16 protein-coding genes are annotated in these 17,266 nt (G+C 69.8%); 7 read left to right on the top strand and 9 right to left on the bottom strand.

What is annotated here, in order from left to right; genetic code table 11:
* Positions 1-32 precede the first annotated feature (32 nt).
* Both OG524_RS17950 and OG524_RS17945 read right to left on the bottom strand, forming a co-directional pair.
* On the bottom strand, positions 33-464 hold the full coding sequence (locus OG524_RS17950) for a pyridoxamine 5'-phosphate oxidase family protein (RefSeq protein WP_405389820.1): 432 nt from the start codon (positions 462-464) through the stop codon (positions 33-35).
* Between the two features lie 260 nt (positions 465-724).
* Positions 725-1,384, bottom strand: coding sequence for a response regulator (locus OG524_RS17945; RefSeq protein ID WP_405389821.1), 660 nt, complete (start codon positions 1,382-1,384; stop codon positions 725-727).
* Between the two features lie 346 nt (positions 1,385-1,730).
* Between OG524_RS17945 and pdhA the strand changes: the two genes are divergently transcribed.
* The 3 genes from pdhA to OG524_RS17930 are packed head-to-tail and all read left to right on the top strand — an operon-like array spanning position 1,731 to position 5,288.
* Positions 1,731-2,879 carry a pyruvate dehydrogenase (acetyl-transferring) E1 component subunit alpha gene (pdhA, locus tag OG524_RS17940; RefSeq protein WP_405389822.1) on the top strand — a complete coding sequence of 383 codons (1,149 nt, stop codon included), beginning with the start codon at positions 1,731-1,733 and terminating at the stop codon, positions 2,877-2,879.
* A 2-nt stretch (positions 2,880-2,881) separates the two neighbouring features.
* Positions 2,882-3,862, top strand: coding sequence for an alpha-ketoacid dehydrogenase subunit beta (locus tag OG524_RS17935; RefSeq protein WP_405389823.1), 981 nt, complete (start codon positions 2,882-2,884; stop codon positions 3,860-3,862).
* A 10-nt stretch (positions 3,863-3,872) separates the two neighbouring features.
* On the top strand, positions 3,873-5,288 hold the full coding sequence (locus OG524_RS17930) for a dihydrolipoamide acetyltransferase family protein (RefSeq protein ID WP_405389824.1): 1,416 nt from the start codon (positions 3,873-3,875) through the stop codon (positions 5,286-5,288).
* An 80-nt stretch (positions 5,289-5,368) separates the two neighbouring features.
* Here the strand turns inward: OG524_RS17930 and OG524_RS17925 are convergent, their stop codons facing one another.
* The gene (locus OG524_RS17925) at positions 5,369-6,268 is read right to left on the bottom strand and encodes a D-alanyl-D-alanine carboxypeptidase family protein (protein ID WP_405389825.1); all 900 of its coding nucleotides are present in this window, start codon (positions 6,266-6,268) and stop codon (positions 5,369-5,371) included.
* Between the two features lie 321 nt (positions 6,269-6,589).
* Between OG524_RS17925 and OG524_RS17920 the strand changes: the two genes are divergently transcribed.
* Positions 6,590-7,273 carry a GntR family transcriptional regulator gene (locus tag OG524_RS17920; RefSeq protein WP_405389826.1) on the top strand — a complete coding sequence of 228 codons (684 nt, stop codon included), beginning with the start codon at positions 6,590-6,592 and terminating at the stop codon, positions 7,271-7,273.
* Complete coding sequence (locus tag OG524_RS17915) at positions 7,270-8,577, top strand: nitrate/nitrite transporter (RefSeq protein WP_405811041.1); 1,308 nt, start codon at positions 7,270-7,272, stop codon at positions 8,575-8,577. Before OG524_RS17920 ends, OG524_RS17915 begins: the two co-directional genes overlap by 4 nt.
* Before the next feature lie 60 nt (positions 8,578-8,637).
* On the opposite strand, the gene OG524_RS17910 is transcribed toward OG524_RS17915, so the two are convergent.
* Positions 8,638-9,462, bottom strand: a complete 825-nt coding sequence (locus OG524_RS17910; RefSeq protein ID WP_405389828.1) for a maleylpyruvate isomerase family mycothiol-dependent enzyme — start codon at positions 9,460-9,462, stop codon at positions 8,638-8,640.
* Positions 9,463-9,661: 199 nt separating this feature from the next.
* Here OG524_RS17910 and OG524_RS17905 point away from each other — a divergent pair, with 199 nt between their 5' ends.
* Positions 9,662-10,453: a carbon-nitrogen family hydrolase gene (locus OG524_RS17905; protein ID WP_405389829.1), complete on the top strand. Its 792-nt coding sequence runs from the start codon at positions 9,662-9,664 to the stop codon at positions 10,451-10,453.
* 75 nt (positions 10,454-10,528) lie between these two features.
* Here the strand turns inward: OG524_RS17905 and OG524_RS17900 are convergent, their stop codons facing one another.
* Positions 10,529-11,023, bottom strand: a complete 495-nt coding sequence (locus OG524_RS17900) for an LURP-one-related/scramblase family protein (RefSeq protein WP_405811038.1) — start codon at positions 11,021-11,023, stop codon at positions 10,529-10,531.
* Positions 11,024-11,087: 64 nt separating this feature from the next.
* Here OG524_RS17900 and OG524_RS17895 point away from each other — a divergent pair, with 64 nt between their 5' ends.
* Positions 11,088-12,899: an NHL domain-containing thioredoxin family protein gene (locus OG524_RS17895; protein ID WP_405811036.1), complete on the top strand. Its 1,812-nt coding sequence runs from the start codon at positions 11,088-11,090 to the stop codon at positions 12,897-12,899.
* 78 nt (positions 12,900-12,977) lie between these two features.
* Here the strand turns inward: OG524_RS17895 and OG524_RS17890 are convergent, their stop codons facing one another.
* From OG524_RS17890 to OG524_RS17875, 4 genes are all read right to left on the bottom strand, one after another.
* A complete protein-coding gene (locus OG524_RS17890; RefSeq protein WP_405389832.1) occupies positions 12,978-13,199 on the bottom strand; it encodes a DUF6458 family protein in 222 nt (73 codons plus the stop codon).
* 103 nt (positions 13,200-13,302) lie between these two features.
* The gene (locus tag OG524_RS17885; protein WP_405389833.1) at positions 13,303-14,601 is read right to left on the bottom strand and encodes a M18 family aminopeptidase; all 1,299 of its coding nucleotides are present in this window, start codon (positions 14,599-14,601) and stop codon (positions 13,303-13,305) included.
* A gap of 96 nt (positions 14,602-14,697) precedes the next feature.
* Positions 14,698-15,339 (bottom strand): hypothetical protein, encoded by a 642-nt coding sequence (locus tag OG524_RS17880; RefSeq protein WP_405389834.1) that lies wholly within the window; start codon positions 15,337-15,339, stop codon positions 14,698-14,700.
* 100 nt (positions 15,340-15,439) lie between these two features.
* On the bottom strand, positions 15,440-17,266 hold the full coding sequence (locus tag OG524_RS17875; protein ID WP_405389835.1) for an acyl-CoA dehydrogenase: 1,827 nt from the start codon (positions 17,264-17,266) through the stop codon (positions 15,440-15,442).

Here is a 17,266-nt window from a genome sequence, read left to right as displayed (position 1 = left end):
GTCACATGTTAGGTGACGCTGTGTGGCTGGTTTTACTGACTTGCTTCGTAGGTCAAAGTGTGCATGTGGATCACATGCGGATCGAGCCGGAGATACACCGGATCGAAGGGTTCGCCGTTCACCTCGGACGGGCCGGTGCCGAAGAGTTCCCGCTGGTCGGGGTCGGGGTGCACGATCTCGGCGGGGCCGGTGAACTGCACGGACCAGAGGTCCTCGCCGCCGTCGGACGCGGGGACGGCGGGGGAGTTGAAGTTGTCCGCCCCGTAGGCGATGACACTCCCGTCGCAGGACTCGTGATAGCCGAGCCCCCGGTGCATCCGCAGGACGACCTGGCCCTCGATCACCAGGTGACGGGCCACCGCCAGGAGGGGCAGGGCCCGCATGCTCGTGGCCAGCCGGCCGTAACGGACGCGGCCGAGGAGCTCGATGGCGAGGAGTTCGTCGGAGGGTCGGGGAGAGGACATGCGCTCCACTCTCCGGCACCTGTAGGGGCCGGGTAAGAGTCCGCCGCCCCGTCGGCCAGGGACCAAAGTCCCGGCCGCACCTCTCGGCGGGCCCCTGTCCGCACCGCGTCGCTCGGCGAGCATCTGCCCGCAGCGCAGCGCACCGGGTCGCGCAGCGCACCGCGTCGCTCAGCGCGCCCTCTCGTCCCGTGCCCTCTCGTCCCATGCGCCCCGGCCCGACCCGCCGGATGCCCGAGACGCCCCGGCGCAGGCCGAACCGCTCAGCGCTTCTCCGCCTGGAGCCGGGCCACGTACGCCGCCGCCTGCGAGCGCCGCTCCATGCCCAGCTTGGCGAGCAGGCTGGAGACGTAGTTCTTGATGGTCTTCTCGGCGAGGTGCAGCCGCTCGCCGATGACCCGGTTCGTCAGCCCCTCGCCGATCAGGTCGAGGATCCTGCGCTCCTGGTCGGTCAGGCCGGCGAGACGGTCGTCGCCTTTCCCGTTCTTGCCCTCGCGGAGCCGTTCCAGCACGCGCGCCGTGGCCACCGGGTCCAGCAGGGACTTCCCGGCCGCCACGTCCCGTACGGCGTTCAGCAGTTCGTTGCCCCGGATCGCCTTGAGCACGTATCCGGACGCGCCCGCCATGATCGCGTCGAAGAGGGCCTCGTCATCGGCGTACGAGGTCAGCATCAGGCATTTGATGCTCTCGTCCTCCGAGCGGACCTCGCGGCAGACCTCCACACCGCTGCCGTCGGGCAGGCGCACGTCGAGGACGGCGACATCCGGCCGTGTCGCCGGGATCCGTACGAGCGCGTCGGCCGCCGTGCCGGCCTCGCCGACGACCTCGATGTCCTCCTCGACGGAGAGCAGCTCATGAACGCCGCGCCGGACGACTTCATGGTCGTCGAGCAGAAATACAGTGATTTTTCCTTCTTCGCGCACAATCGAAGTCTCACATACTCCTTTCCTGTCTGCCCTTCCCTGGCGCTGCCGCCCGGGATAACGTGCCGTTGTTCCGGCGGCCTGCAAGGCTGTTGCCAGTGCTGTGACCAGCAGAAGTTCCCGTTTTTTGCGATTTACTTGGAAATCCAAGCAAAATCGCAGGTCACAAGGTGTTTCGCAGTTATGCGGTGCACTGGGTAACGTGCCTATGACAGGGCGCTCGCCGGGGCACCTGTCACGCCTGTTCCCGGCCGAGCGGCACCCACCCCGTGCACGGGTCCGGACACAGGCGAGCCGCACTGGTTCCCGGCCATCCCGGGGGCCGGACCGACGGAGGAGCACGCACGTGACCGTGGAGAGCACTGCCGCGCGCAAACCGCGACGCAGCAGCAAGCGGACCAGCGCCGCGAAGACGCCACAGAGTTCCGAGCCCCAGCTGGTTCAGCTGCTGACGCCCGAAGGCGAGCGCGTCGAGCACCCGGACTACCAGATCGACCTGAGCGGCGACGAGCTGCGCGGTCTCTACCGGGACATGGTTCTGACCCGCCGCTTCGACGCCGAGGCCACCGCGCTCCAGCGCCAGGGTGAGCTGGGCCTGTGGGCCTCGCTGCTGGGCCAGGAGGCCGCGCAGATCGGCTCCGGCCGGGCGCTGCGCGACGACGACTACGTCTTCCCGACCTACCGGGAGCACGGCGTGGCCTGGTGCCGGGGGGTGGACCCGACCAATCTGCTCGGGATGTTCCGCGGCGTGAACCACGGCGGCTGGGACCCCACCACGAACAACTTCCACCTGTACACGATCGTCATCGGCTCGCAGACCCTGCACGCCACCGGCTACGCCATGGGCGTCGCCAAGGACGGCGCGGACTCGGCCGTGATCGCGTACTTCGGTGACGGAGCCTCCAGCCAGGGTGACGTCGCGGAGGCCTTCACCTTCTCGGCGGTCTACAACGCGCCCGTCGTGTTCTTCTGCCAGAACAACCAGTGGGCCATCTCCGAGCCGACCGAGAAGCAGATGCGAGTGCCGCTCTACCAGCGCGCACAGGGCTTCGGCTTCCCTGGTGTCCGGGTCGACGGGAACGACGTACTGGCGTGCCTGGCCGTCACCAGGTCGGCGCTGGAGCGTGCCCGCCGGGGCGAGGGGCCGACCCTCGTCGAGGCGTTCACGTACCGCATGGGTGCCCACACCACCTCCGACGACCCGACCAAGTACCGGGCGGACGAGGAGCGTGCGGCATGGGAGGCCAAGGACCCGATCCTGCGCCTGCGTACGTACCTGGAGAAGCAGGACCTCGCCGACGCGGCGTACTTCACCGCGCTGGAGGAGGAGAGCGAGGGCCTCGGCAAGAGGGTCCGCGAAGCGGTGCGGGCCATGCCCGACCCGGACCGGCTGGCGATCTTCGACCACGCCTACGCCGACGGCAGCCCGCTCGTCGACGAGGAGCGCGCCCAGTTCACCGCCTACCAGGCATCGTTCGCCGAGGAGGGCAACTAGCCATGGCCATGGAAAAGATGTCCATCGCGAAGGCGCTCAACGAGTCGCTGCGCAAGGCCCTCGACACCGACCCCAAGGTCCTCGTCATGGGTGAGGACGTCGGCAAGCTCGGCGGCGTCTTCCGGATCACGGACGGGCTGCAGAAGGACTTCGGCGAGGACCGGGTCATCGACACCCCGCTCGCCGAGTCCGGCATCGTCGGTACGGCCATCGGCCTCGCCCTGCGCGGCTACCGCCCGATCGTCGAGATCCAGTTCGACGGATTCGTCTTCCCCGCGTACGACCAGATCGTCACGCAACTCGCCAAGATGCACGCCCGCTCGCTCGGCAAGATCAAACTGCCGGTCGTCGTCCGCATCCCGTACGGCGGCGGCATCGGTGCCGTCGAGCACCACAGCGAGTCGCCCGAGGCCCTGTTCGCGCACGTGGCGGGCCTGAAGGTCGTCTCTCCCTCGAACGCGAGCGACGCCTACTGGATGATGCAGCAGGCCGTGCAGAGCGACGACCCGATCATCTTCTTCGAGCCGAAGCGGCGCTACTGGGACAAGGGTGAGCTCGACACCGAGTCCATCCCCGGCCCGCTGCACAAGGCCGCCGTGGCCCGCGAGGGCTCCGACCTCACGCTCGTCGCGTACGGTCCGATGGTGAAGGTCTGCCTGGAGGCGGCCGCGGCCGCGCAGGAGGAGGGCAAGTCGCTGGAGGTCCTGGACCTGCGGTCGATGTCCCCGATCGACTTCGACGCCGTGCAGAAGTCCGTCGAGAAGACCGGCCGGCTCGTCGTGGTCCACGAGGCGCCGGTGTTCTACGGCTCCGGGGCCGAGATCGCCGCCCGGATCACCGAACGCTGCTTCTACCACCTCGAAGCACCGGTGCTGCGGGTCGGCGGCTACCACGTTCCGTACCCGCCGGCCCGGCTCGAGGACGAGTACCTGCCGGGTCTCGACCGGGTGCTCGACGCCGTCGACCGCTCGCTGGCGTACTGAGGAGAGGATCGTGACGACGATGACCGAAACGTCCGCTCGCTTCCGTGAGTTCAAGATGCCCGACGTGGGCGAAGGACTCACCGAGGCCGAGATCCTCAAGTGGTTCGTCCAGCCCGGCGACACCGTCACCGACGGCCAGGTCGTGTGCGAGGTCGAGACGGCCAAGGCCGCGGTCGAGCTGCCGATCCCGTTCGACGGGGTGGTGCACGAGCTGCGCTTCCCCGAGGGCACGACCGTCGATGTCGGCGAGGTGATCATCGCGGTGGACGTGGCACCCGGCAGCGGTGACGCCCCGGCGGCGGAGGCCACCCCGGCACCCGTCGCGCAGCCGGTGGCGCAGGCGGAGCCGGAGGCCCCCAAGGGCCGGCAGCCGGTGCTGGTCGGCTACGGCGTGGCCGAGAGCTCCACCAAGCGCCGCGCCCGCAAGGGCGTCGAGGTCCCGGGTCCGGCCGCCGCCGCGATCCAGGCCGAGATCAACGGCCACGGCGCGGTGGTCCCGGAGAGCCGGCCGCTCGCCAAGCCGCCGGTGCGCAAGCTCGCGAAGGACCTGGGCATCGACCTCGCGACGGTCACCCCGACCGGAGAGGGCGGCATCATCACCCGGGAGGACGTCCACGCGGCGGCCGTTCCGGTCGCCGCCGAGGTCCCCGCCCCACCGCCCGCACCCGCGGCGGTCCAGGCTCCGGCCGCGCCCGAGCGGGCCGCGAGCCCCGTGGCCGCGGGCGTCCGGGAGACGCGTATCCCGGTCAAGGGCGTACGCCGGGCCATCGCGCAGGCCATGGTCGGCAGTGCCTTCACGGCGCCGCACGTCACCGAGTTCGTGACCGTCGACGTGACGCGCACGATGAAGCTCGTGGCGGAGCTCAAGGAGGACAAGGACATGGCGGGGGTCCGGGTCAACCCGCTCCTGATCATCGCCAAGGCCCTCCTGGTCGCGATCAGGCGCAATCCTGAGGTCAACGCGGCCTGGGACGAGGCCGCCCAGGAGATCGTGCAGAAGCACTACGTCAACCTGGGTATCGCCGCGGCCACCCCGCGCGGTCTGATCGTGCCGAACATCAAGGACGCGCACGACAAGACCCTGCCCCAGCTGGCCGCCGCACTGGGCGAGCTGGTATCCGTCGCGCGCGAGGGCAAGACGTCCCCCGCGGCGATGGCGGGCGGCACGGTGACCATCACGAACGTCGGTGTCTTCGGCGTCGACACGGGTACGCCGATCCTCAACCAGGGCGAGTCCGCGATCCTCGCGGTCGGGGCGATCAAGCTCCAGCCGTGGGTCCACAAGGGCAAGGTGAAGCCCCGCCAGGTGACCACGCTGGCCCTGTCGTTCGACCACCGGCTGGTCGACGGCGAGCTCGGCTCCAAGGTGCTCGCGGACGTCGCCGCGATCCTGGAACAGCCGAAGCGGCTGATCACCTGGGCCTAGCGGCCCGCCGCACAACGAGGGAGGGGCCTGCCGCACGATGCGGCAGGCCCCTCCTCCGTGTATCCGGTCGCGTGCCGGGGCTACTTCTTGAAGCCGTAGTCCAGGAGCTTCTTCGCGTCCGCGGTGCGGGTCGTCGCGGAGGTCGAGGTGAGGACCGTCCCGATGACCGTCTTGCCGTTGCGGGTCGCGGCGAAGACCAGGCAGTACTTGGCCGTCGGGCCGGAGCCGGTCTTCACACCGATCGCGCCGCTGTAGCTGCCGAGCAGGGTGTTGGTGTTGGACCACGACATGTAGCGGTAGCCGCCGCTCTTCGTCGTGACCTTCTGCTTCGTCGACTTCGTCTTCACGATCGCGCGGAACGTGGAGCTCTTCATCGCACTGCTGGCGATCTTCGTCAGGTCGCGGGGCGTCGAGTAGTTCGAGCCGCTGCTGATCCCGTCGAACGAGTCGAAGTGGGTGTTCTTCAGGCCGAGGCTCTTCGCGCTGGCGTTCATCTTGCCGATGAAGGACTTCACCCGGGCCGCGCGGGTCGTGCCGGAACCGAACTTGTCGGCCAGGGCGTACGCCGCGTCGCAGCCAGACGGCAGCATCAGCCCGTACAGGAGCTGACGGACCGTGACCTTGTCGCCGACGATCAGCCGGGCCGACGAGGCGTTCTTGGAGACGATGTAGTCGCTGTACGCCTTCTGGATCGTGACCTTGGAGTCCAGATTCAGATTCTTCTGGGCCAGTACGACCTTGGCCGTCATTATCTTGGTGGTCGAGCCGGTGGAGCGACGGGTGTCCGCGGCTTTGCTGTAGAGCGCCTTCGCGGTGCCGTTGTTCATCACGAAGCCGCCCTTGGCGGTGATCGTGGGCGTCGGCAGTGTTGCTGCCTGTGCTGTCGAGGCGAGCGCGCTGCCCGCGAGGACGGCACCCGCGGTGAGAGCCACGGTGGCGGCAACGGTCGCGCGGTTTATGCCCTTAAGACCGATTTTCAAGTCAAACGCTCCAAATACCCCTGAATTGCGGCCACATGAGGGTGCCGCTCGGTGGTGAGACTCATGAGGCGGGTGAATGGATGTGCTGCGGCAGGGGTGAATTCGGCAACCGCGCGCACGGAGGGGGAGGCTCCGGCGCGAGCGCTGCGGCCCGGCCCGGCGTGGGGACGCGGAAGGCCCGGCGTACGGGAGCGGGATCCGGCGTACGGGCGGTGGAAACGGCGTGCAGTCGGCGTGCGGACCGGGGTGTGAGGGGCGTCCGGGTGTCCCGCATCGTGGAACCGTTCCATCATGCGTGCATGTTGTATCTATGCTGTGTGCATGCCTGCCGCACCTCCTGCTGCCGTCGAGCCCGCCAAGACCCCCGTCAAGCAGCCCCCCGCCGCCGAACGCGTCTACACCCACATCAAGGAGGCGGTCCTCGACCGCCGCTACGAGGGCGGCACACTCCTCACCGAGGGCGACCTCGCGGAAGCCGTCGGAGTGTCCCGTACGCCGGTGCGGGAGGCACTGCTCCGGCTGGAGGTCGAAGGGCTGATCAGGCTCTACCCGAAGAAGGGCGCCCTGGTCCTGGCCGTCTCCGCGCAGGAGATCGCCGATGTCGTGGAGACCCGGCTGCTCGTCGAGGAGTTCGCGGCGCGCAAGGCCGTCCCCGCCTCGGCGCGGCTGATCGCCCGTCTCGAAGAGCTCCTGGAGGAGCAGCGTCAGCTGGCGGAGGCCGGCGACCTGGCCGCCGTGTCCGTCAAGGACCGCTGTTTCCACGCCGAGATCGTGAAGAACGCGGGCAACGAGATCCTCTCCCGCCTCTACGACCAGCTCCGCGACCGGCAGCTGCGGATGGGCGTCGCCGTGATGGAGGCGCACCCCGGCAGGATCGCCGCCAACATCACCGAGCACGGTGAGCTGCTGGACGCCATCAGGGCCGGCGACGCCGAAGGCGCAGCGCAGGTCGTACGGCGCCACGTCAGCCGGGTCAAGGTGCTGGTCAGGGGTGAGGACCGGTGACGTCCGCCGCCCCCACCCTCGCCCTGCCCGGAGACCCGCCCGGCGGCCGGCGTGCCGCCCGGGTCTGGGGCATCGGGGTCGCCGTCTACTTCGTCGCCATCATCTTCCGTACGAGCCTGGGTGTCGCCGGCCTCGACGCCGCCGACCGGTTCGACGTCAACGCCTCGGCCCTGTCGACGTTCTCCATCCTGCAGCTGCTCGTCTACGCGGGCATGCAGATACCAGTCGGCCTGATGGTCGACCGGCTCGGGACCAAGAAGGTCCTCACCATCGGGGCGGTGCTGTTCACCCTGGGACAGCTGGGCTTCGCCCTCTCCCCCTCGTACGGCATGGCGCTCGCCTCCCGTGCCCTGCTCGGCTGCGGCGACGCGATGACGTTCATCAGCGTCCTGCGGCTCGGCGCCCGCTGGTTCCCGGCCCGGCGCGGGCCGATGATCGGTCAGGTCGCCGCGCTCTTCGGCATGGCGGGCAACCTCATCTCGACCCTCTTCATCGCCCGCGCGCTGCACGGATTCGGCTGGACCGCGACCTTCGCGGGCAGTGCGGTGGCGGGCGTGGTGGTGCTGGTCCTGCTGCTGCTCTTCCTGAGGGACCATCCGGAGGGGCACGAGCCGCCACCGTCCGAGCACGCGGGTTCCGCGTACGTGCGCAAGCAGATCGCCGCCGCGTGGCGGGAGCCGGGCACCCGCATCGGGATGTGGGTGCACTTCACCACGCAGTTCCCCGCGATGGTCTTCCTGCTGCTGTGGGGCATGCCCTTCCTGGTGGAGGCCCAGGGGCTGAGCCGGGGTACCGCCGGTGAACTGCTCACCCTGGTGGTGCTCTCGAACATGGTGGTGGGCCTCGTCTACGGGCAGGTCATCGCCCGGCACCACGCGGCGCGCGCGCCACTGGCCCTCGGCACCGTCGGGGTGACCGCGCTGCTGTGGGCGGCCACGATCCTGCACCCCGGCGAACACGCCCCGATGTGGCTGCTGATCACCCTGTGCGTGGTGCTTGGCTCCTGCGGACCCGCGTCGATGATCGGCTTCGACTTCGCACGGCCCGCCAACCCTCCGGAGCGTCAGGGGACGGCGTCGGGAATCGTCAACATGGGCGGCTTCATCGCCTCCATGACCACGCTGTTCGCGGTCGGTGTACTGCTCGACGCGACGGGTGACAACTACCGCATCGCGTTCGCCTCGGTCTTCGTCCTGGAGGCGCTCGGAGTCGTCCAGATCCTGCGGCTGCACGCCAGTGCCACACACCGGGAACGGGACCATCACGTCGTCAGCCGGGTGGAGGCCGTGCACGTCCCGGTCTGACCGTGCCCGGCGGCGCGCCCGCCCCGGTCCGCGTACGGACGGGCGCCGCCGATCGCCTCGCTAGCGCGTCACGGCGAAGTGCCGCAGGATCGTCGCCGCCAGGTCCTGGTCGCCCTCGATCTTGATCCGGTCCTCCACCGCCTGCGGCCGTACCCTGCCGCAGGCCAGGCGGTAGTACGTCTCCCAGTCCGTCGCCAGTGTCACCGCGGGGCCCAGCGACGGCGCACCGTCGACCGAACCGCGCCCGTCGCCGTCCACCCGGACCGTGCGCAGGAACTCCACGGGGCCGTGCACATCGATGACCACGGCCGAATTGGGCGGTGCGCCCGCGTCCTTGGCGACCACGTCCGGCAGCGCGGCCAGCAGGGTGTCCCGGGCGATCAGGGCGCCGGGGGAGTCCAGGTTGCCTGGCTGACCCAGCGTGGCACGCAGGTCCTGCTCGTGCACCCAGACGTCGAAGGCGCGCATGTGCAGCGCCAGTTCCAGCGTCTGCTCGGCGCCCAGCGGTGCCCGGACCATGGTCTCGGGGGCGCGTGACTCGTTGCGCAGCTGACGCATGCGCCGGATGAGCGTGTACTCGAGCTCCGAGGTCATCTCCGGCGCCGTGTGGTGGCGTCGTACGTCGACCTGCATCTCCATGTAGCGCTGGTAGTCGTTCTGCACGTGGTAGAGGTCGCGCGGCAGCGTGTGGATCGGGCGCGGATCGCCGAGCTGTTCGCACTCCATGCCGATGACGTGCGAGACGATGTCGCGCACCGACCAGCCCGGGCAGGGCGTACGGCGGTTCCACTCCCCCTCGGCGAGCGGCTTGACCAGCTCGGCAATCGACTCGATGGAGTGGGTCCAGGCATCGGCATAGGTCTGGAGGCTGGGATGGACGGTCACGGGACCCCTCGTGCGGTTCTGCGGTGCATGGGCTGGAGAGCAGGGAGTGCCGGCGGGCTGGCCGGCACTGACGGCGCTGTCTGCGGGCTGCGTGGGAGGTTCGCTCGCTAAGTTACGCTGCGAGCAGGCACCCCGGCAGTGCTTTCGTGTGACGATCGTAGGCCCGTGTTGACGTCTCTCATGCCAGGACGGTGGTAGTGTGCACGCCTCCCTCATCCAGATCGCAGTAAATCCGGACGAATCTGCCAATTCTCGTAGGGAGCGCGCGGCTTCACTGGTCGTGGCGCAGCGGGGAGCGGACCTGGTGCTCCTCCCCGAGCTCTGGCCGGTCGGTGCCTTCGCCTACACCGCGTTCGCGGACGAGGCCGAACCGCTGCGGGGGCCCACGCACGACGTGATGGCGAAGGCCGCGGCCGAGGCCGGGGTCTGGCTGCACGCGGGGTCCTTCGTGGAGCGCGCCGAGGACGGCACCCTCTACAACACCTCGCTCGTCTTCACGCCCGAGGGCGAGCGGGCCGCCGCGTACCGCAAGATCCACCGCTTCGGCTTCGACAAGGGCGAGGCGGTGATGATGGGCGCCGGCGGGGAACTCGTCACCGTGGCCCTGCCGCAGACCGTGCTCGGCCTCGCCACCTGCTACGACCTGCGCTTCCCCGAGATGTTCCGGGGGCTCGTCGACGCGGGGGCCGAGACACTGGTCGTCGCCGCCGGCTGGCCGGAGCGCCGCCGCTCGCACTGGACCCTGCTGGCGCAGGCCCGCGCCGTCGAGAACCAGGCGTACGTCCTGGCGGTCGGCACCGCGGGCACGCACGCCGGGGTCGAGCAGGCCGGGCACAGCATCGTCGTCGACCCGTGGGGCGAGGTGCTGGCCGAGGCCGGACCGGGCGAGGAGGTGCTCACCGTGGAGTTCGATCCGGCGAGGACCGCCACCACCCGGGAGCAGTTCCCGGCCCTCAAGGACCGCCGCCTGGGCCTCGCTCCGCCGCGCTGAACCCTGTTCCGGGGTAAGCCGTTCCCGCTTCACGGGAGCCGTCCCTGTTTCACGTGAAACAGGGACGGGCCGGGCTCAGTCCTTCCCGTCCTCCTTGTCGGCGAGCACGATCACGCACACCGCCACCGCGACCAGCAGCGGCACATCGGCGTCCTCCCGCACGATGTCGATCCCGTAGGTGTCCCGGACGGTGAGCCACCGCCGGGAGACCTGTGCCAGCAGGTCGCCGTCGTAGTCGACGGCGAACTCGCGGTCCAGGATCTTGCCGCTGACGTCGAGTTCGGTACCGTCCACCAGCGTCACCCGGTAGTGGTCGCGCAGCAGCGAGAGCCGCTTCCGTTTGACCTTGGCGAGCTCCTCGCCGTCGCGCTCGATGACCATCGTGTCGTGCAGGCTGATCAGCTTCTGGCGGATCTCCACCAGCACCCGGCCGTCGGTGTCCTTCAGCTCGAAGGTGTCGCGGAGCCGCATGGCCTTGCCGTCGACGAGGAGGACCTTGTGTCCGTCCGCGTCCTCGATCCAGTAGTCGTCGCCGACGGCGAACAGGCGCTCACGCACGAGAAGTCTCATGGATCACAGGTTCCCCGACGCCCCGTCGGAATGCGCGCAGGCCGCGGTGATGTTGACTGGTGGCATGACAGCACGTGCACGAGTCCGCGCCCCCGAACTGATCGGCAAGGGCGGTTGGCTCAATACAGGCGACCAGCAGTACACCCTCGCTGACCTGCGAGGACGCATTGTGATCCTGGATTTCTGGACCTTCTGCTGTGTCAACTGTCTACATGTCCTCGATGAGCTGCGCGAGCTGGAGGAGAAGCACCGCGACACCGTGGTGATCATCGGCGTCCATTCGCCGAAGTTCGTGCACGAGGCCGAGCACCAGGCGGTCGTCGACGCCGTCGAGCGCTACGCCGTGCACCACCCCGTCCTGGAAGACCCCGAGCTCGCCACCTGGAAGCAGTACGCCGTGCGCGCCTGGCCGACGCTCGTCGTCGTCGACCCGGAGGGCTATGTCGTCGCCCAGCACGCGGGCGAGGGGCACGCACACGCCATCGAGAAGCTCGTGCAGGAGCTGGAGGACGAGCACGCCGCGAAAGGCACACTGCGCCGCGGTGACGGCCCCTACGTGGCGCCGGAGCCCGTCGCCACGCATCTGCGGTTCCCCGGCAAGGCGCTCGCCCTCCCCGACGGCGGCTTCCTGGTCTCCGACACGACCCGTCACCGGCTGGTCGAGCTGGACGCGGACGGCGAGACCGTGCGCAGGCACTTCGGTTCCGGTACGCGCGGGTTCACCGACGGCGGCCCCGACGAGGCCGGATTCAGCGAGCCGCAGGGCCTCGCGGTCCTGCCTGACGGCCGGATCGCCGTCGCGGACACGGTGAACCACGCGATCAGGGCCCTCGACCTCGCCACGGGCCTGACGATCACGCTCGCCGGCACGGGACGCCAGTGGTGGCAGGGTTCCGCCACCAGCGGCCCGGCCACGGAGGTGGACCTCTCCTCGCCGTGGGACATCGCCTGGTTCGGCGACCGGCTGTGGATCGCCATGGCCGGGGTGCACCAGCTGTGGACGTACGACCCCGGCACGGGCACCGTGCGGGTCGCCGCGGGCACGACCAACGAAGGGCTGGTCGACGGGCCCGGCGCCGAGGCGTGGTTCGCGCAGCCGTCGGGTCTGGCGGCGGCCGGTGACCGGCTCTGGGTCGCCGACCCGGAGACCTCCGCACTGCGCTACGTGGACCTGGACGGCACCGTCCACACCGCCGTCGGCACCGGACTCTTCGACTTCGGCCACCGCGACGGCCCCGCGGAGCAGGCGCTCTTCCAGCACCCGCTGGGCGTCACCGCCCTGCCCGACGGCTCCGTGGCGATCAGCGACACGTACAACCACGCGCTGCGGCGCTACGACCCCGAGAGCGGCGAGGTCACCACGCTGGCCACGGACCTGCGCGAGCCGAGCGACGCGGTGCTCGTCGACGGCGACCTGGTGGTCGTCGAGTCCGCCCGGCACCGGCTGACCCGGCTGCGGCTCCCCGAGGAGGCCGTCAGGGTGGCCGACCGGGCCCACCGCACGCAGCGGGCCGCCACCGAGGTGGCCGCCGGCACGCTGCGCCTCGACGTGGTCTTCCAGGCTCCCGCCGGGCAGAAGCTGGACACCCGGTACGGGCCCTCGACCCGGCTCCTGGTCTCCTCGACCCCGCCGGAGCTGCTGGCCGAGGGTTCGGGGCAGGGCACGGACCTGGGCCGCGACCTCCGCCTGGCGGACGGTGTCACCGAGGGCGTCCTGCACGTGTCGGCGATGGCGGCGTCCTGCGACGACGACCCGGCGAACGAGTATCCGGCCTGCCATGTGCACCAGCAGGACTGGGGTGTTCCCGTCCGCGTCACCGCCGACGGGGTGTCCAGGCTCCCGCTGGTGCTGGCCGGACTGGACGAGCGGGGCTGACGGCTCAGGGCGCGGCGGCGGGCCACCACCGCGCCCTCCGGATCAGCGACAGGTCAGCGACGGGCCGTCGGCAGCGCGTCACCGGTAGCGGCGCTCGTCCTCCGACACGACCGTGGTGGTGGGCGGCACGACCATGCGGCGCCGGCGCGCGATGCTCACGTAGACGAACACCCCGACGAGGCCGACCAGCATCATGATCCAGCCGACCATGTCGACGTCGACGGTGTCGAGCTTCCAGTCGGTGGCGAAAGCGAGAATCGCCCCGGCACCGATCAGGAGTATGCATCCTCCGAGTCCCATGAATTCCGCCTCCTCGACGGCCCGGTGAATCCGGGCCGGTGTACGGGTCGGGTACCCGGCACCGCGGCAACCATGTCCCGGTGGCCGCCGAGGAGACGGGGCGTCAGCCGGCCAGGAACGTCGCGAGCGCGCCGGCCAGGAGGTGCGGATCGTCCGCGCCGCACATCTCACGGGCACTGTGCATCGACAGGATCGCGACGCCGATGTCGACGGTCTGGATGCCGTGCCGGGCGGCGGTGATCGGGCCGATCGTGGTGCCGCAGGGCATCGAGTTGTTGGAGACGAACGTCTGCCACGGCACACCCGCCTTCTCGCAGGCCGCCGCGAACACGGCCCGGCCGCTGCCGTCGGTCGCGTACCGCATGTTGACGTTGACCTTGAGGATCGGTCCGCCGTTGACCACCGGGTGGTGCGTCGGGTCGTGGCGCTCGCCGTAGTTCGGGTGGATCGCGTGGCCGGTGTCGGAGGAGAGACAGACGGTCCCGGCGAAGGCCCGGGCCCGGTCCTCGTACGAGCCGCCGCGGGCGAACACGGAGCGTTCCAGGACGCCGCCGAGCAGCGGGCCGTCCGCGCCGGTGTCGGACTGCGAGCCGTTCTCCTCGTGGTCGAAGGCGGCCAGCACGGGGATGTACGGGATCTCGTCGTCCGGCAGCCCGGCGACGGCGGCCAGTGCGGCCGTCGCGGCGTGCACGGAGAGCAGGTTGTCCATGCGCGGGCCGGCCAGCAGCTCATGGTCCCGGCCCAGATAGGCCGGCGGCTCCACGGCGTGCGGCATCAGGTCCCAGCCGGTCACGTCCGCCGGGTCGAGGCCCGCCTCCTCGGCCACGAAACGGATGAGGTCGCCCTCGTGGACGTCACCGAGCCCCCAGATCGGCTGCATGTGCTTCTGGCGGTCGAGCTTGAGGCCCTCGGTGTTGGCGGACCGGTCCAGGTGCACGGCCAGCTGCGGTACGCGCAGCAGCGGCCGGTCGATGTTCACCAGACGATGGGTCCCGTCACGCAGCGAGAGCCGCCCGGCCAGACCGAGGTCCCGGTCGAGCCAGGTGTTGAGGAGCGTACCGCCGTAGATCTCGACAGCGACCTGGCGCCAGCCGTGGGAGCCCGTGTCGGGCTGCGGCTTGACCCTCAGGTTCGGGGAGTCGGTGTGAGCCCCGGCGATCCTGAACGGGGTGTGCGCCTCGGCCCCCTCCGGCACGTACCAGGCGACGATCGCACCGCCCCGCAGCACGTACTTCCCACCCGTGGTGGCGTCCCAGGCCGCCGTCTCCTCGACCTGCCGGAAACCGGCCTTTTCCAGCCGTGCGGCAGCGGTGGCCACGGCGTGGTACGGGGTGGGTCCGGCCATGAGGAAGGCCATCAGGTCGTCGGTGTGCCCGCGGTCGAAGCGGAGGGGAGAGCTCATGTTCTTCACTGTATCGACGGCCGCCCCGGAGGGTTCACGGTGGACGGCCGCCGCCCGCGGTCCTGTCCGAAAAGCAGCGCCGGGTGCCCGTCGTGCTCAGAGCTTCGCGGACGGTTCGTCGCCGTTCTGCGCCTGCTGCGCACGGTCGGAGAACAGTGCCGCGAGGTCCTTGGCCCGGTCCTTGTCGAGCTTCTTCTCACTGCGGGCGTCCGAGGCGACCCAGAGCAGCGCCGTACCGACCCGGATCTGGCCCGTGATGCCGTAACTGCCGTCGTAACCCACCGGGCCGCCCACGGCGTCACGCCGCGCGCCCACCGGACCCAGGTCGGCCTCGTCCCTGCCCGCGGTGCGCGCGGTGTTCTTCCACAGCACGTCGTACGCGGCCTCGGCGGCCTTCTCGTCCTCGTACGCGACCATCCAGAACCGGGCCCTCGACTGTTCGTCCTCCCGTATGAACGAGGCGGAGCCCATGAACAGGGAGTCCTCGCACCCCTTGTTGCCCGCGGACGCACAGAAGTTGCGCCGGGCCAGGTCGTTCATCGGGGCGACCGACGAGTCCTCCATGAGGTCCCAGCCCGCGAGCGCGTCCTTGTCCGGCAGCACCGAGGTGACCTGGGCCTTGTCCAGCGCGGTTGCCCTGCCCTCGGCGTCCCCGCCGCAGCCCGTGAGCAGCAGCACGGCCGCTCCGGCCGCCACCGCCCACCGTGTCCCGGCCGTTCCTGTCGGCTTCGCGCCCATGACCGCATCCCCCCTCGGAATCCACCGACGATCATAAGTACGGCCCGCCCCCGGCAGGGGGCGGGCCGTACTTATTTCTGTGCGAAGAGCGTGAAGAGGACTAGAACGCGGCCTCGTCCAGCTCCATCAGCGAGTTGTCCACGGACTCGGCGAGCGCGCGCTCGGCCGAGACACCCGGCAGGACGTTCGCCGCGAAGAACTTCGCGGCGGCGATCTTGCCCTGGTAGAAGGCGACGTCCTTCGCGGAGGCGGTCGGCAGCTTCTCGGCCGCCACGGCCGCGCCCTTGAGCAGCAGGTAGCCGACGACGACGTCACCGGAGGCCATGAGCAGGCGGGTGGTGTTGAGGCCGACCTTGTAGATGTTCTTGACGTCCTCGCCGGTCGCGGTGAGGTCGGTGATCATCGTGCCGACGATCGCCTCCAGGTCCACGGCGGCCTTCGCGAGGTTGTCCAGCGCGCCGGACAACTCCTCGTTGCCCTGGGCACCCGCGAGGAACTTCTTGATCTCCTCGGAGAGGGTGTTCAGCGAGGCGCCCTGGTCACGGACGATCTTCCGGAAGAAGAAGTCCTGGCCCTGGATCGCCGTCGTGCCCTCGTACAGGGTGTCGATCTTGGCGTCACGGATGTACTGCTCGATCGGGTACTCCTGGAGGTACCCGGAGCCACCGAAGGTCTGGAGCGACTGCGCGAGCTGCTCGTAGGACTTCTCGGAGCCGTAGCCCTTCACGATCGGGAGCAGCAGGTCGTTGAGGCCGATCAGCGCCTTGGCGTCCTCGCCCGCGGCCTCCTTCACCTGGATCGCGTCCTGGACGGAGGCGGTGTACAGCACGAGGGAACGCATGCCCTCCGCGTACGCCTTCTGCGTCATGAGGGAGCGGCGCACGTCGGGGTGGTGCGTGATGGTGACCTTGGGGGCCGTCTTGTCCATGAACTGCGACAGGTCGGTGCCCTGGACGCGCTCCTTGGCGTACTCCAGCGCGTTGAGGTAGCCCGTCGACAGGGTCGCGATGGCCTTCGTGCCGACCATCATGCGGGCGAACTCGATGATGCGGAACATCTGGCGGATGCCGTCGTGCTTGTCGCCGATGAGCCAGCCCTTGGCGGGGTGCTGGTCGCCGAAGGTCATCTCGCAGGTGTTGGACGCCTTGAGGCCCATCTTGTGCTCGACGTTCGTCGCGTACACGCCGTTGCGCTCGGCGAGCTCGCCGGTGGTCCAGTCGAAGTGGAACTTCGGGACCATGAAGAGGGACAGGCCCTTGGTGCCCGGTCCGGCGCCCTCGGGGCGCGCCAGCACGTAGTGGATGATGTTCTCGGACATGTCGTGCTCGCCCGAGGTGATGAAGCGCTTCACACCCTCGATGTGCCAGGAGCCGTCCTCCTGCTCGACCGCCTTCGTGCGGCCGGCGCCCACGTCCGAACCGGCGTCCGGCTCGGTCAGCACCATCGTCGAGCCCCACTGCTTCTCGACGGCGATCTCGGCGATCTTCTTCTGCGCCTCGTTGCCCTCGTCGAAGAGGATGCCGGCGAAGGCCGGGCCGGAGGAGTACATCCAGACCGCCGGGTTGGCGCCGAGCAGCGTCTCCGCGTAACCCCAGATCAGGGAGCGGGGCGAGGTGGTGCCGCCGATCTCCTCGGGCAGACCCAGGCGCCAGTACTCGGAGTCCATGAACGCCTGGTAGGACTTCTTGAAGGAGTCCGGGACCGGCGCGGTGTTGGTCTCGGGGTCGAAGACCGGCGGGTTGCGGTCGGCGTCGGCGTACGACTCGGCGAGCTCGTTCTCCGCGAGGCGGGTGATCTCGTCAAGGATGGTCTTCGCGGTGTCGACGTCCATCTCCGCGAACGGGCCGGTGCCGTAGACCTTGTCGCGCCCGAGGACCTCGAAGAGGTTGAACTCGATGTCGCGGAGATTCGACTTGTAGTGCCCCAT

Origin of the sequence: Streptomyces sp. NBC_01520, from assembly GCF_045040375.1 — a bacterium.
Classification (GTDB): domain Bacteria; phylum Actinomycetota; class Actinomycetes; order Streptomycetales; family Streptomycetaceae; genus Streptomyces.
This window is presented reverse-complemented; position numbering and strand designations above follow the sequence as displayed.

Excerpts from the sequence above, each read along its gene's own strand:
- OG524_RS17935 (WP_405389823.1), top strand. The coding sequence starts at position 2,882 with ATGGCCATGGAAAAGATGTCCATCGCGAAGGCGCTCAACGAGTCGCTG.
- OG524_RS17900 (WP_405811038.1), bottom strand. The coding sequence starts at position 11,023 with ATGAGACTTCTCGTGCGTGAGCGCCTGTTCGCCGTCGGCGACGACTAC.
- OG524_RS17950 (WP_405389820.1), bottom strand. The coding sequence starts at position 464 with ATGTCCTCTCCCCGACCCTCCGACGAACTCCTCGCCATCGAGCTCCTC.
- OG524_RS17885 (WP_405389833.1), bottom strand. The coding sequence starts at position 14,601 with ATGAGCTCTCCCCTCCGCTTCGACCGCGGGCACACCGACGACCTGATG.
- OG524_RS17895 (WP_405811036.1), top strand. The coding sequence starts at position 11,088 with ATGACAGCACGTGCACGAGTCCGCGCCCCCGAACTGATCGGCAAGGGC.
- OG524_RS17890 (WP_405389832.1), bottom strand. The coding sequence starts at position 13,199 with ATGGGACTCGGAGGATGCATACTCCTGATCGGTGCCGGGGCGATTCTC.
- OG524_RS17920 (WP_405389826.1), top strand. The coding sequence starts at position 6,590 with ATGCCTGCCGCACCTCCTGCTGCCGTCGAGCCCGCCAAGACCCCCGTC.
- OG524_RS17875 (WP_405389835.1), bottom strand. The coding sequence starts at position 17,266 with ATGGGGCACTACAAGTCGAATCTCCGCGACATCGAGTTCAACCTCTTC.
- OG524_RS17880 (WP_405389834.1), bottom strand. The coding sequence starts at position 15,339 with ATGGGCGCGAAGCCGACAGGAACGGCCGGGACACGGTGGGCGGTGGCG.